The 14,428-nt window shown below is 48.4% G+C and carries 15 protein-coding genes; 7 read left to right on the plus strand and 8 right to left on the minus strand.

The annotated features are described in order from the left end of the window. Positions 1–13 precede the first annotated feature (13 nt). Both GWK09_RS04565 and GWK09_RS04570 read right to left on the minus strand, forming a co-directional pair. The gene (locus GWK09_RS04565; RefSeq protein ID WP_163691814.1) at positions 14–1,000 is read right to left on the minus strand and encodes a ribonucleotide-diphosphate reductase subunit beta; all 987 of its coding nucleotides are present in this window, start codon (positions 998–1,000) and stop codon (positions 14–16) included. A 775-nt stretch (positions 1,001–1,775) separates the two neighbouring features. After that, on the minus strand, positions 1,776–2,345 hold the full coding sequence (locus GWK09_RS04570; protein ID WP_163691815.1) for a DUF3109 family protein: 570 nt from the start codon (positions 2,343–2,345) through the stop codon (positions 1,776–1,778). A gap of 124 nt (positions 2,346–2,469) precedes the next feature. Between GWK09_RS04570 and GWK09_RS04575 the strand changes: the two genes are divergently transcribed. Genes GWK09_RS04575 through GWK09_RS04585 form a run of 3 tightly spaced genes read left to right on the plus strand, consistent with a single transcriptional unit; the run spans position 2,470 to position 4,712 of the window. Continuing rightward, complete coding sequence (locus GWK09_RS04575) at positions 2,470–3,045, plus strand: MarC family protein (RefSeq protein WP_163691816.1); 576 nt, start codon at positions 2,470–2,472, stop codon at positions 3,043–3,045. Between the two features lie 30 nt (positions 3,046–3,075). After that, positions 3,076–3,279 carry a hypothetical protein gene (locus GWK09_RS04580; RefSeq protein WP_163691817.1) on the plus strand — a complete coding sequence of 68 codons (204 nt, stop codon included), beginning with the start codon at positions 3,076–3,078 and terminating at the stop codon, positions 3,277–3,279. A 50-nt stretch (positions 3,280–3,329) separates the two neighbouring features. Next, on the plus strand, positions 3,330–4,712 hold the full coding sequence (locus tag GWK09_RS04585; protein ID WP_163691818.1) for a TPR end-of-group domain-containing protein: 1,383 nt from the start codon (positions 3,330–3,332) through the stop codon (positions 4,710–4,712). 8 nt (positions 4,713–4,720) lie between these two features. Here GWK09_RS04585 and GWK09_RS04590 read toward each other — a convergent pair whose 3' ends face one another. The 4 genes from GWK09_RS04590 to GWK09_RS04605 all read right to left on the minus strand — a co-directional run bounded on the left by GWK09_RS04590 (position 4,721) and on the right by GWK09_RS04605 (position 8,227). Further along, positions 4,721–6,334 (minus strand): S41 family peptidase, encoded by a 1,614-nt coding sequence (locus GWK09_RS04590; protein WP_163691819.1) that lies wholly within the window; start codon positions 6,332–6,334, stop codon positions 4,721–4,723. Between the two features lie 6 nt (positions 6,335–6,340). Then, complete coding sequence (locus GWK09_RS04595) at positions 6,341–6,781, minus strand: deoxycytidylate deaminase (protein WP_163691820.1); 441 nt, start codon at positions 6,779–6,781, stop codon at positions 6,341–6,343. A 118-nt stretch (positions 6,782–6,899) separates the two neighbouring features. Continuing rightward, the gene (locus tag GWK09_RS04600) at positions 6,900–7,484 is read right to left on the minus strand and encodes a HupE/UreJ family protein (RefSeq protein WP_163691821.1); all 585 of its coding nucleotides are present in this window, start codon (positions 7,482–7,484) and stop codon (positions 6,900–6,902) included. Between the two features lie 11 nt (positions 7,485–7,495). Then, complete coding sequence (locus tag GWK09_RS04605) at positions 7,496–8,227, minus strand: TerB family tellurite resistance protein (RefSeq protein WP_163691822.1); 732 nt, start codon at positions 8,225–8,227, stop codon at positions 7,496–7,498. 115 nt (positions 8,228–8,342) lie between these two features. Between GWK09_RS04605 and GWK09_RS04610 the strand changes: the two genes are divergently transcribed. The 4 genes from GWK09_RS04610 (at position 8,343) to GWK09_RS04625 (ending at position 11,734) form a co-directional block, all read left to right on the plus strand. Then, complete coding sequence (locus tag GWK09_RS04610; RefSeq protein ID WP_163691823.1) at positions 8,343–8,753, plus strand: BrxA/BrxB family bacilliredoxin; 411 nt, start codon at positions 8,343–8,345, stop codon at positions 8,751–8,753. 62 nt (positions 8,754–8,815) lie between these two features. Further along, positions 8,816–9,553 (plus strand): lysophospholipid acyltransferase family protein, encoded by a 738-nt coding sequence (locus GWK09_RS04615; protein WP_163691824.1) that lies wholly within the window; start codon positions 8,816–8,818, stop codon positions 9,551–9,553. Next, positions 9,550–10,209: an HD domain-containing protein gene (locus GWK09_RS04620; protein WP_163691825.1), complete on the plus strand. Its 660-nt coding sequence runs from the start codon at positions 9,550–9,552 to the stop codon at positions 10,207–10,209. Before GWK09_RS04615 ends, GWK09_RS04620 begins: the two co-directional genes overlap by 4 nt. Positions 10,210–10,309: 100 nt before the next feature. Beyond that, positions 10,310–11,734 carry a Gfo/Idh/MocA family protein gene (locus GWK09_RS04625; protein ID WP_163691826.1) on the plus strand — a complete coding sequence of 475 codons (1,425 nt, stop codon included), beginning with the start codon at positions 10,310–10,312 and terminating at the stop codon, positions 11,732–11,734. On the opposite strand, the gene GWK09_RS04630 is transcribed toward GWK09_RS04625, so the two are convergent. Next, on the minus strand, positions 11,726–12,796 hold the full coding sequence (locus tag GWK09_RS04630) for a PA0069 family radical SAM protein (protein WP_163691827.1): 1,071 nt from the start codon (positions 12,794–12,796) through the stop codon (positions 11,726–11,728). The two genes, GWK09_RS04625 and GWK09_RS04630, sit on opposite strands and share 9 nt — an antisense overlap. 58 nt (positions 12,797–12,854) lie before the next feature. Then, positions 12,855–14,405: a hypothetical protein gene (locus GWK09_RS04635; RefSeq protein WP_163691828.1), complete on the minus strand. Its 1,551-nt coding sequence runs from the start codon at positions 14,403–14,405 to the stop codon at positions 12,855–12,857. Positions 14,406–14,428: the final 23 nt, after the last annotated feature.

The raw sequence follows: 14,428 nt of genomic DNA on the forward strand, positions 1-14,428 counted from the left end.
GCTATGGGATTCCTTAGAAGTCAGCGTCGAAACTGATCTTCTGAGCATCCGTGTCTTTTTCTTTATTCAGGACACCGGCCTTCTGATATTCGGATACGCGTTTCTCGAAGAAGTTGGTCTTGCCCTGAAGGGAGATCATATCCATGAAATCAAAAGGATTGGTGGAATTGTATACCTTCTCGCAGCCGAGTTCCACCAAGAGGCGGTCTGTGACGAACTCCAGATACTGGGTCATCAGTTTTGCGTTCATCCCGATCAGGCTCACGGGAAGGGATTCGGTGATGAATTCCCTTTCTATATTAAGCGCATCTACGATAATTTCGGTAATACGTTCTTTGGGCACCTTGTTTACCAGGTGCTTGTTGTGAAGGTGGACGGCATAATCACAGTGCATGCCTTCATCCCTGGAGATCAGTTCATTGGAGAAGGTAAGTCCAGGCATCAGACCCCTTTTCTTCAGCCAGAAAATAGAGCAGAAGGCTCCCGAAAAGAAGATCCCTTCCACCGCTGCGAAAGCGATCAGACGTTCAGCGAAACTGGGCGAATCAATCCATTTCAGGGCCCAGTCTGCCTTCTTCTTGATGGCAGGAAAGTTTTCGATGGCCTTAAAGAGGATGTTCTTCTCCTTTTCGTCTTTAACATAGGTGTCTATAAGAAGGGAATAGGTCTCGGAATGGATGTTTTCCATCATGATCTGGAAACCGTAGAAGAACTTGGCTTCTGTGTATTGCACCTCGTTTACGAAGTTTTCAGCCAGGTTCTCGTTCACGATGCCGTCTGAGGCAGCAAAGAAGGCCAGGATGTGCTTGATAAAGTATTTTTCATCCGCATTGAGCTTGTTGTTCCAGTCAGACAGGTCCTGATGGAGGTCGATCTCCTCTGCCGTCCAAAAACACGCCTCGCACTTTTTGTACCATTCCCACAGATCGTGGTGTTTGATAGGGAATATTACAAATCTGTCTTCATTTTCTTGCAAGATAGGTTCTCGGACTTCTGACATTTTTCTTTAGTGTTTAGTGTTAGTATTTTGGGTGAAAAAGTACTTCGAGTTGGGACTAACAAAGATTGAAAAATGTTATTAAACTGTAAAGTCTGTTTTAGGCGAACGGCCTCAAAGTTTTTAACACAGCATGTTGAAATCTGGGTTCGTTGGTTATAGAGAAGGCCCTTAGCCTGCGTAGAGGAAAATGATATCTTTTTTCACTTCCTTGAACAGGAATTTTCCATACTCAGAAGTATTTATGGAGATACTGTTCGGTATGGTCAAAAAAGTATAAAAAAATACCACTTCAAATCTTTGGAGTGTCATGAAAAGGCAGTACCATGAAGAAGAGGATTACTTTCTACAGCCGATCAAAAGAAAAATTCAATCCCAAAATTTTTATCGCGATAAGAAAATCGGAATCGGGCATGACAAGATCACACCTCTGATTTGATGTAGAATAAAAAAGGGTGAAGAAAAACTTTTAAGGGGTGGTATTCGATTCGGATGTCTTTTGTTGGAGAGCGAACTCAGGTTGACTTTTATCCGAATTAACAGCCTCTCTTTCCCTGTTCTCGATTATTGACGCGATCGCGAGAACGAACACGAACAATAGGAATAAAAGGATGCATTTTTTCATGGTTAAACTGGTTAGGTTATCTCTTTGCGGGTATCCGAAAATTGAATTTATATGACGGATTCCATTCTAAGGGACGTGAAGCTACCTAAAGTTAGAGCCAGTTAGAAAAATATCCCATCAACGGTATAAATAATCTATGAAATACCTGTTTAATCAGGTTATGTGCTGGCGTGCCACCTCCTCCAGTTCGGCGTACCATTCCTCTCCGAATTTACGGACCAGGGCATCCCGAACGAAGCGATAGACGGGGACCTGCAACTCGGCACCCAGGTCACAGGCCGGATCACAGAGTTGCCATTTGTGGTAATTCACGGCAGTGAGAGAAGTATATTCAGTTACACGGACCGGATACAGGTGGCAGGAAACCGGTTTTCTCCAGGAAATCGCCCCCTTGTTATAAGCCTCTTCAATCCCGCATTTTGCGACCCCCTTCGCGTTAAATACGGTGTAGGCGCATTCCTTCTGGTCTATCAGGGGAGTTTCCCACTCCCCGTCTTCCCCGATCACGGAGGTCCCCTGAGAGTCTATGGCCCTGATTCCCTCCGGCCGCAAAAAGGGTTTTACATCCTCGTAGATCTCTTTGAGTATCCTGGTTTCACTCTCTTCAAGAGGTGCGCCGGCATCGCCGTCAACACAACAGGCTCCCTTGCAGGCCGAGAGGTTGCACACGAAGTCCTTTTCGATAATCTCTTCTGATACAAGTGTTTTTCCCAACTGGAACATACCGTGACAAATTGGCCACAAAGATATCTTAAACCTCTGAAAATCCGTGAACATTATTTCATAACGACCCCCCTTCGAATGCCGAAATAAATCCTATTTTTGCACCACTTTTAACACTGTTGGTATGCACCTGAATTTTCGTGAGATAGCGACTGCCACTATTATTCTCTTCGCGGTCATCGATATTGTTGGGAGTATCCCCATTATCATAGACCTCAGGAAGAAGGTGGGTCATATCCATTCTGAAAAGGCTTCCATCATCGCGGCATGCATCATGGTGGCATTCCTTTTCGTGGGAGAGGAGATCCTGAATCTCATCCGTATAGACGTCTATTCCTTTGCGGTGGCTGGTGCCTTTATCATCTTTTTCCTGGCGATCGAGATGATCCTCGGCATTACCCTTTACAGGGACGAGGAGCCGAGTTCTGCCTCCGTGGTGCCCATTGCCTTCCCGCTTATCGCAGGAGCCGGCACCATGACGGCTTTGTTATCCCTGAGGGCCGAATTTTATGTGGAAAATATCATTGTGGCCATCATTGCCAATATCATCTTTGTCTACCTGGTACTGAAGTCGTCTGCCAAAATAGAACGGGTTCTCGGCAAGGGGGGACTGGGTGTCATCCGAAAGGTTTTCGGGGTGATCCTGCTGGCCATCGCGGTAAAGCTCTTTGCCACAAACATCAATCAGCTATTCCCTTAACCCCTATCCGTTATTCGAAAACGCTATCCAATGAATAAGAAAATATCCATCGTCCTGATCCTGCTGGCCCTGGCCCTGATCGCCTACAACGTAACGATCATCGACTTCAATGAGCCTCTGGGAGAACAAAGTATAATAGCAGTCATAGGGGTTGTAGCGGGACTTTGTGCCATCGTGCTCCTGCTTATTCTCCTGACTTCCCGAAAGATCCAAAAGAAGATAGACGACAAATAGGTCTATTGTTCCGGGCAGCAGAAGTGGACATATTTTCTTATTTTAAAGAAATGAAACCCTTTCTGCTATCGAGCTGCCTGTTGTTGTTTTGTCCCTTGGTGGGTCAACCCCTCCCGGAATTCGTCGGTACCTTCAAGGATTCCATAGGTGTAGATGGCACAACCCATGACACTTTTTCCGCCTACATTCCTTCCGGTTTAGAGCCCAATAAAGAATCTCCCGTACTTTTTATTTTTGATCCCGGAGGGAGAGGAAAATCCGGAATTACAGCCTTTGTAGAGGTGGCAGAAGCCCATAATTTTCTTCTTATTTGCTCCAACAACGCAAAAAACGGCCCCTATGGCACCAATCTGGAAATTGCCGATCGATTGTTCAAAACGGTATTTGCCACCTATTCCATCGACAAGGACAGGATCTATACCGCAGGGTTTTCCGGGGGATCACGACTCGCTGCGACAATTGCGGTGCTCAGCGGGGCTATTCAGGGCGTAATCGCCTGTGGGGCAGGCTTTGCCAAACACCCCCTTTACTTTCCCAAAAAGGGTGAGCGCTTTTCATATGCCGGGATCGTCGGAAATAAGGACATGAATTACCGGGAGATGCAGAGAACCGTCTCCTGGCTGGAATCCATGGATATCTCCAATGAACTCTTCGTCTTTGAAGGGGAACACCGGTGGCCCCCAAGTGAAATAATCTTCAGGGCATTTGATTGGTTGCAGGAGGAGTTATACAGGAAAGGCGTCGAAGCTGAGGATGAACTGTTTAGACAGAAGCAATTTGAAAACCTGTACAGCAGGGCCCGGGATTTCGAGTCGCAGGAACAACTGGTAAAAGCAGTCAAAGAGATCGATCGCCTGATTCGGTATTATCCGGATATGATCTCCACTGACAGCCTGCAAAAGAGCCTTAGAAAGCTGCAAAGGGATCGCAGGTTCAAAAAAGAAAAGACCTTTTTACAAAAGATCGCCTCTCTGGAAGATACACTAGAAAGGAGAATCAGGGATAGATTCAATCTTGAAGTATCCATGGCCAAAAGCCCTGACGATTTCCGCTGGTGGGATAAAACCCTGACCGACCTCAAAGAAACCTACGGGGAACACGAGAGGGAAGAATACCAGCAGATGGCCTATCGCTTACAAAGACAAATTTTTGCATCCGCAGTAGAAACTATGGATAGCTATCTTCGGCAAAAGAAATCAGGTGAACTGGACTATCTGGAACAGCTTCTGCTGCATGTGGCCCCTCAAAACCCTTATACACACTATCAGCTAGCCCGGAAATATGCTATATTGAACAGTAGGGACAAAGCTCTTCAGCACTTGGAGAAAGTCCTGGAACTTGGATGGAACGACAAGACGTTATTTAAAAGAACTTCAGAGTTTGAAGCGTTAAAGGAAACAGAAGCCTTCAGGGTTCTTCTCGGGAAATACTGAGATCTCAATTACTCTTTTACCGCAGGTTTCTCGGGCTGCCAAGTGGGAGCATCCAGTTCCATCACTTTTTGCAACATGAGGTCGACCTCGCCTTTGATCTTGGCACTGAGGTTTTCCGAAAAAAGCTGTTCTGCCAGGGCCGCCTTCAGATACAATTTGATCCGCTCATCGTACTGGTAGAAGTCCATGGTGATATTGCTGGCCAGGGCAAAGTCCACAAACTTTTCGAACAGGATGTCATCCACCCTGAATTTCCTGACAAAATCATCCTCTGAGTAGGACGTATAGCGACCTCTGTCCTCTTCCAGATGCTCGAAGATAAATCGGGAGATAAAGCCCAGGCTTTCCATACTTTTAATGGTCTCCTCCTCCATATTCCCAATGGGTACGAATACGTCCGGAATGATTCCCCCTCCACCGTAGACCACCTTCCCCTTCGGAGTAGTAAACTTGAGGGAATCAGCCACCTTGATGCTGTCTGCAGAAACGAGTTCCCCGTTCTCATAGCGGTCCTCGAATCGCTCGTAATAATCCTCACTCCCGTTGTGATAATCCCTCTGTATGGACCTGCCCGTTGGGGTGTAATACCTGGAGACCGTAAGCCGCACGGCAGATCCGTCTCCCAGGGCCATCTCCCTCTGCACCAGGCCTTTGCCAAAGGATCGCCTGCCTACAATGGTACCCACATCGTTATCCTGCAGTGCTCCGGCAATGATCTCACTGGCAGAGGCCGATCTCTCATTGATAAGAACATAGACCGGCTTGTCCTCAAAGCTGCCGGCATCCGTAGCGTACATCTTTTCTACCTTTCCTTTCTTGTTCTTGGTAAAGAGTATAAGCTTCCCCTGTTCCAGGAATTCATCCGCCATTTGTTCTGCTATCCCGAGGTATCCTCCTGGATTGTCCCGGAGATCGAGCGTTAACTTTTTCGCTCCGGAACGCTGAAGGGATCTCAGGGCATTCCTGAATTCCTTAAAGGTGGTCTCTGCAAATCTGTTGATCTTTATATAGCCCATGTCAGGTGAGAGCATATAGTACGCATCCACACTTTTTATGGGCACCCGGTCCCTCTTTAGGGTGACGTTGAAAAAACGGTTCTCCTTCTTGCGATACACTTTCAGATCCACGGTTGATCCGCTCTCCCCTTTGAGCGCACTGACGATCTTCCTGCTCGGCAGGTTCTTCCCGAAAAGGGTATCCCCGTTTGCCTCCATGATCCGGTCCCCGGGCTCAATGCCTTTCAGGAAACTGGGGCCGTTTTCTACGGTCCTTATCACGGTGATCGTATCCCTGTACATGTAGAAATTGATCCCAATTCCCACGAAATCCCCTTTCATATTCTCTGATACCTGCGTCAGTTCTTCTCTGGGGATATAGACCGAATGAGGGTCGAGTTTATCCAGGATGTTGTTGACGGTCACATCTACGATGCTGTCCGTGTTTATTTCGTCCACGTATTCGTAGTCGATATAATCGATCAGCCGGTTGAGTTTATCTTTTTTGGAATTAGTCGAAAAGAGCCTTTCGGGCGAATCGTTGAAATTCAACTTCCCTCCGATCAGTATACCAATGGCAAGAGCCAGGGCTATTACTGCAGGCCATATATAATGATACTTCTTCATGAATCCTTATGCATTGTCTTCCGTAATATGGGGCAGGTGTTCCAGTTCTACCCCCGCTCTCTCCAGAAATTCAAGTCCGGAGTTATCTTTGTACGCCAACTGATAGACCACACGTTTTATGCCAGACTGGTGGATAAGCTTGCTGCATTCCCTGCAGGGAGAAAGGGTGATGTACAGGGTGGCCCCTTTGCAGGACTGAGTGGAGGAGGCAACTTTGGAAATAGCATTAGCCTCTGCGTGCAGCACATACCATTTGGTATACCCTTCCTCGTCTTCACAAAAATTCTCAAACCCTGTGGGCGTTCCGTTGTATCCGTCAGAGATGATCATGCGGTCCTTGACGATGATCGCACCCACCCTTTTCCTCACGCAATAGGAAAGCTTTCCCCATTCGTGTGCCATCCTCAAATAGGCCTTGTCGTATTTTAGCTGCTTCTTTTTGCTCACGTATATACTGGGATGCTTTTATTCTCAGATGGCAAACTATCACTAAGATACCGGCTTTGCCAGAGTCCGGCAACCAAATAGGGTTAATATTTATTTAAAACCGTTGAGGCGCTAATTCTCAGGCCGGCCAGGTGCCTATGATCATGGGCAGGGTGATGAGGATCACTACAGCCGTGGTCCCGATGATGAAATACTTGCGGGGCAGCCTCAGCACTCCTTCAAGGAGGGCCGCCAGGAGGAGTACTCCCACTATGACGACGACCTGGGAGAGTTCAATCCCTGTTGCGAATCCCAGAAGTGGGTTCAGCTTCTCGACCTCCCCGGCCATTAACATCTTGAAATAATTCGAAAAGCCAAAGCCGTGGATCAGCCCGAAAAAACCAGTGGCAGCTGCCTGCAGTTTAAAACTGAGATCGCTGTGTTGCTTCAGTCCTTCCCTGAGGTTGAAAAGAGCGGTCAATAAGATCGTTACAGGGATCAGGAATTCGATCAGGGCCACGTCTACCTCCACGACCTCATAGACAGAGAGGGCAAGGGAAAGGCAGTGGGCTACTGTAAAGATGGTCACCAGGGTGAGGACCTGTTTCCACAGCCTGAAGGTGTAGGGGATGGTCAGGGCCATCAGGAATAAGATATGGTCATACGCACTGAGGTCGAGCACATGGCCCAGGCCCAATTCAATATAGAATCCAAAACTCCACATAAATTCCAGGTTTATATTCCCCTTTCCCTCTGTATTTGTTCATAGGCCTTCTGCACCTCCTTGAATTTCTCCTCCGCCCCTTTCTTGATGGCCTCATTCTCCGTATTCACCCTGTCCGGATGATATTTTTTCGCCATGGTCCTGTAAGCTTTTTTCACCTCCTCATCGGAAGCGCCCTTGTCGATCTCTAGGATCTTGTAGGCATTGTCTGCCGCTTTCACGAACATAGCCTGAATACTCTCGTAGTCTATCTTCCCTATGCGCAAATACGTCGCTATCTCCCTGATCTTCTCTATCTCCTTGGAACTGATTGACCCGTCGGACTGGGCGATGGCGAACAGGAAGTGCAGGAGTTGCAGTCTCACCTCGTATCGGGTGCGTTGGTTGAGATATTCGCAGATCCGCTGGGCAGAGATTTCCCGCTTCTTGATAACCTCGTTAAAGGTCCTGAAGATCGCATTCGCCTTTTCCTTCCCATAGGTCTGGAGGAAATACTGCCTCACGTAGTCGAGTTCGCGCTGACTCACCTGTCCATCGGCCTTGATCACAATGGAACACAGAGAAAGAAGGTTGAGTTCGAAATCGGCAGGGGTCACCTTCTGACGGGAAAGGTCCTGAAAAACACTCCGCGCACCGAAACCTGAACCCATGCTGTCCATCAGGCTTCCCAAAAAGAAGCCCAGGATGGCTCCCGGCAAGCGGAACAAGAAGTACCCGAGGATGGCTGCAATCCAGCGAATCATAAAAAAATTTTGGCAAAGATAGGATTTAGAAGACAAAAGCCGGGGCAGTCTTAAGAAAGCTTTGGCTTTGAAATCATACAGTTTCATTATCTTTGTCCCCACAAAAAACAAGACTATGTATCCCGCAGAATTGATAAAACCCATGAGAGATGACCTGGCATCCGCAGGTTTCCAGGAATTATTCACCGCAGAGGCCGTTGAACAGGCCATCAATCAGGAGGGCACCACCCTGGTGGTGGTCAACTCCGTTTGCGGATGTGCCGCCGCCAATGCCAGGCCGGCTGCTAAAATGAGTCTCAGGAATCAGAAAAGGCCCGACCACCTCATCACCGTATTTGCCGGAGTGGATACGGAAGCGGTGGATGCAGCGAGGAACCTGATGGTTCCCTTCCCTCCTTCCTCCCCCAGCATGGCGCTGTTCAGGAATGGGGAACTGGTCCACATGATCGAAAGACACCATATAGAAGGCAGACCGGCAGAAATGATCGCAGAAAACCTCACCGAGGCCTATGACGAATTTTGCTAATTAGAAGGCAGTAAAATAATCTGAACCGCACTTTTAAAGGTGCGGTTTTTTATTTTTGCAGTATGCGGAAGATCCTGGCCTACCCCCTGACCATACTCTATTTCCTGATTTTCGGGATCATCCTGCTCGTCTTCCATCCCATCCAATGGATCTGCCTGAAAGGGTTTGGATACAACGCACACAAAAAAAGTGTGAGCATCCTCAATTTGGTCCTCATATGGTGCACCTATATTTTGGGAACGCGGTATACCTTTATCAACAAAAACAAGATCCCCGAAAACAAGCCCCTGATCATCGTCTCCAACCACCAGAGTATGAATGACATCCCCCCTATCATCTGGCACATGAGACAGCATCACCCTAAATTTGTCAGCAAGATCGAATTGGGAAAAGGTATCCCCAGCGTGTCTTTTAACCTGAGGCATGGGGGTTCCGTACTCATAGACAGGAAGGACAGCAAACAGGCCCTTGCAGCCATCGCAAAACTGGGGGAATACATAGAGGAATTCAACAGGAGTGCGGTTATCTTCCCCGAAGGAACCCGAAGCAGGACGGGGCAACCCAAGAAATTCCAGACCACCGGTCTCAAGGTCCTGATAAAAAAGGCCCCATCCGCCCTGATCGTTCCCATCAGTATAAACAATTCATGGAAAATGCTGCGTTATGGCAAATTCCCTTACGGAATCGGTTCTCATTTAATTTTCAAGGTCCACCCCCCCATACCAAATACGGGCGATCCGGAAGCGATCATCGCCAGGGCGGAAGAACTGATCAAACAAGACATCCTCACTCACCTATGAACACGACCGAAATCGTAGAGTCTACCATTGAATTTGTCAAGGAAACGCTTGGCGACGCAGAAGCGGGGCATGACTGGTTCCATACCCAACGCGTATTTAACAATGCGCTCCTCCTGGCCAGGGACGAGGAAGTGGATGTCCTGGTGGTAAGCCTGGGGGCCCTTCTCCACGACATAGCCGATGCCAAATTCCACGGAGGAGATGAAAACATTGGACCGAGGATGGCCAGGGAATTTCTGACCTCCATAGGGGTGGATAAAAAGACCGTCTCGGAGGTGTGTTTTATCATTGAGGAGATCTCTTTTAAGAATTCCATAGGAAGAAAAAGAAAGGGGGAGCTCCCGCTCGAACTGCAGGTGGTGCAGGACGCAGATCGCCTGGATGCTATAGGCGCTATTGGGATAGCACGTGCCTTTCATTACGGCGGTCATAAGAACCGGAAGCTATACGATCCGGATATCTCCCCGAACCTGAAAATGGACAAGGAGACCTATAAGAAGTCAGACGGACCCACCATCAACCACTTCTACGAGAAACTCCTTCTGCTGAAAGACAGGATGAACACCCCTGCAGGAAAAAAGATAGCCGAAGAGCGACACGAATTCCTGCTACATTACCTGGAGCAGTTCTATTCGGAATGGAACGGGGAAAGATAAATCCCACCTGAATTTCTATTTCAACCCCCGTAAATCGCTTTAAGGGAATTTCCATTATTGGTGTTGTTTTTCTATCTTCAAAAACTCAAAAAACACATCCATGCAAAGGCGAAAATTCATCAAAAATGTAACGGCCTCCACGGCCGTATTCTCAATCGTTCCGAGTTACGTACTGGGAAAAGGGCACGTGCCTCCCAGTGACACCCTCTACATAGGCGCCTTCGGGGTGGGGGGAAGAGGATTGGGGGTGATCCAATCCCTGCAGGAGACCGGAAAGGTAAAGTTCGTATCCTTTTGTGATGTGGACGAGAGGCGAGCCGCTCAGACCTATGAGCTCTTCCCGGACGTTAAACGATATAAGGATTATCGCAAGGTATATGACAAGCAGTTAAAGGACATGGATGCCGTAATGGTCGCCACGCCTGATCATACCCACGCCACTATCGCCCTGCCATTTATGCGTGCCAAAAAACACGCCTATGTGGAAAAACCCCTTACGCACAATATTGCGGAGGCCCGACTCATGACCCAGGTGGCCAAGGAGAACGGGATCGTTACCCAGATGGGGAACCAGGGGGCGTCCAGTGATGGCAGCCGACTGGCCAAGGAATGGATTAATTCAGGCGTGATCGGTACCGTAGAACGGGTCGATTGCTGGACCAATCGCCCGGTGTGGCCACAGGGTGTTCCCCTTCCCAAGGGAAAGGATGAGATCCCCGAGGGGCTCGACTGGGACCTATGGCTGGGACCGGCGGCAATGAGGGACTACAACAACGCCTACCTGCCCTTTAAATGGAGGGGATGGTGGGATTTTGGGACCGGAGCCCTGGGAGACATGGGTTGCCATATCATGGAAACGCCTTTCGGGGTGCTGGACCTGGGATATCCTACGGAAGCAGAAGCCAGCTGCACCACGAACTGGGTCGGTGACTTTGTGGAAGCAGATTACAGCGCATCCTGCCCCGCATCCTCCATCGTCCGCCTCAAATTCAATACTGAGAAACACGGGGATATAGCATTGAACTGGTACGATGGCGGCATCATGCCGGATCTCCCAGATGAACTGAAGGACGGGGAGACCATAGGCGACACCGGTGGAGGTACGGTCTTCTACGGTTCTAAAGGCATCCTGGTGTGTGATGTCTATTCCAGGAATGCCCGATTGCTCCCCTCTGAAATGATGGGTCTTTTTTCACCCCCTACTCCTACATTGCCAAGGATAGAAGGCAGTACCGGAGGCCATCAGAGGAACTGGGTGGAAGGTTGCCTGGAAGGGAAAGCCACCTCTTCCGATTTTGCGCGCTCCGGCCCGCTTACCGAAGCGGTGCTCATGGGGAACCTGGCCATTAAGGCAAATCAGTACAAGGAATTGAAAGAAGGTAAACAACTGGGCGACTGGGATCCGTATTTCTACCCCGGCAGGAGAAAGATCATGTGGGATGGAGAAGCGATGAAGGTCACCAATTTCGAAAAGGCTAACGAATGGGTAAAAGGTTCCTACCGAAAAGGCTGGGAATTAAAATAGTCTGAGCTGCCCGTCCTTATAACTTCTGTGAAGTTCTTTGTTGAGCTCGGGGAATTTCCTTCCCTTAAAATACTTCTGTTTGGCTATTCGGGCCACCATATGGAGGTTTTTGGCCAAGGGGCCTTCTCCCTTATTCCTGATTCCGAATCTGCTGTCTGAAAGCTGCCCACCGTGACAACTCTCAATCTGGCTTAATACCTTATCGGCCCTGTCTGGCATGGCCCTTCTGATCCAATCCGTAAACAATAGCCCGATGGCCCCGTTCAGGCGAACCACGGTAAAGGCAAAGGAAAGGGCCCCGTGATCGGAAACGGCTTTGGCCAATGACATGAGCTCATGGCTGTTGATCCCCGGAATAAGAGGAGCCAGCATGGCATTTACCGGGATACGGTTCTCGGATAGCACTTTGATAGTCTGAAGCCTCCTTGCAATAGTTGCCGTCCTCGGCTCAAGTAGACGCCTGGTCTCCTCCCTCAAAGAAGTGACCGAAATATGAACTCCGACCAACCCAAAGGAATTCAACTCTTTTAGCAGGTCAAGATCTCTCAATACCATCGCATTTTTGGTGATGATCCCCACCGGATGCCTGTATTTCAGAAAGACCTCCAGACAAGCCCTGGTAATCCTGTAGTGTTTTTCCGCAGGCTGATAACAGTCTGTATTCCCGGATAGCACGATGGTCTCGGCTTTCCACGTTCTGCTTCTGATCTTTTCCTCCAGGAGTTCCGGGGCGTTTTCCTTGATCAGTACTTTCCTTTCAAAATCGAGGCCCGCACTGTATCCCCAGAATTCATGAGTATTCCGGGCGTAGCAGTAAATACACCCGTGTTCGCACCCCTGGTAGGGATTCATGGAAAAGGACATGCCCACATCGGGGCTCGTCACCTTATTTACTATGGTCTTCGGATGAACCGGGATGTAGGAAGTTTTGTTGGAATCTGCCAATTCACCATGTTCCAGGCAGTATTCCAGGAAATCATCCCTCCATTCAGAGTGGAATTTTTCGAACTTGTTGAATGAATTGTGCTGAGCACCTCGTCCCCTGATAAATTCTTTTTTCATGAAATTGGATTATATCCAAATATATGGATATTTTCCAATTTATGATTTTCTTTATGACCTAGTTAATAGCGACATTCACCAGCTGTTTTTTGGTGCCGCGTTTAGCGTAGAAGAGGATCTTTCCCTCGGAGCTATCTATCAAGGGGTTGGAGACCATCAGAGGAAGTCTGGCATCCTTTGAGTCGATGATCTTCTCGTAACTCATCTGGCCCTGCCCGTCCAACTGGATGACAAAAACATTGCGGTTCCGGCTCAGGCCCTGTTTAAAAATGATGCGCTCATTGTTCAGCACCTGCGGATTCTCTGCGGCCGTACTGATGAAGAAATAGGTCTTTCCATCTCGGGTGAGGGCGCTGTAGGAGGCGTAATCCCCGTCTCCCTGCGTTACCTCTGATTTATTGATGTTCCGTGCCCAGACCGTATTTCCGTTTGGGTCGAGTTTAGCACTGACGATATCGTTATGGTGGAACCTTTCCACCCTGATCCTGCCCCCACTCGAATTCGCCTGAATACTTTGGGTGACAAAGTATTCTTCAGCGTTGAACAGGATATGGTTGTCCGGGGTGACCGTCGCATTTTTAAATACGAGGTTCTGAACCTCCTTATCGTATTCCTGTCCGAACTTGTCGAACATGAATTGTTCAGTAAACGGATTGTATTTCTTGACCTTTATCTCCATCGTCGATGGGTCTACCCTGAAATACGACAGACCGTTGTACCGGTTGTCCTTGCGATCTGCGTAGAACCCCACACAGATCAGATCCCCTCGATTATACAGCGGTGTCAGCGATTCGGAGTACTTCCCTTCCGAATCGAAGGTTAGGGTCTTGATCCCGGAAGGAGTTAGGCGAATGAGTTCATACTGGAATTTGCGTTCCAGGGCGGTGAATCGCCGTTTTTTGAAATAGGCTTTTCCAACGATAAAGACCTGACTAAGGTCATTGGAGACCTCCACGCGTTCAAAAGCGTAGTTCTTTTCCTCCACCTCCGCCGAGAAATCCTGGTACATCACCTGCTTCAGGCTGGAGGAATAGAGATAGATCTCATGCCTGTTGTCCTTTCCTTTCTTGAAATGAGTACTGATCAGGAATGAATTCCTGTCCTCAGGAAAGAGCACGGTAGTGCTGAACCCTGAATTGAAATTTCTGTTGTAATAGTTTTTGTCGAGAGGGTTGTTAACGGGGGCCGAGGAAAAAGAGAGAAGCTTTTCAGCTGTAAAGGAAAAGGGTTCTATCGGGCTCCTGTGGACCCAGTACTCATAGGCCTCTGCCTCCATATTGTAATCCAGGAAAAGGAGGTAAAGTTGTCCATTCCTAAAATACCCGTGCACGAATTCCCCATCCTTGAGCTTGTAGTTATACTCCGAGATCAGCTGCAGGTTTTCGTCGTAATGTTCGATGAGATAGCCCTTTGGCGTCAGGATCAGTCCGGTGTAATAGGCCCTTACCATAAGGCTCCCTCCTTTGCCGTCATCCTCGATGGTCAGGAGGTTGGAGTATTTGTACCGGTCATTATATTTCTCACCAAAAGTGTAGTCGATAGGATATTCCTGTGCCCCAGCAAGAAATCCCACACAAATCAGCCCGAATAGCAGGATCTTTTTTCGCATATAAGAGAATTACATCCGATGTT

Origin of the sequence: Muriicola jejuensis, from assembly GCF_010671595.1 — a bacterium.
Classification (GTDB): Bacteria; Bacteroidota; Bacteroidia; order Flavobacteriales; family Flavobacteriaceae; genus Muriicola; species Muriicola jejuensis.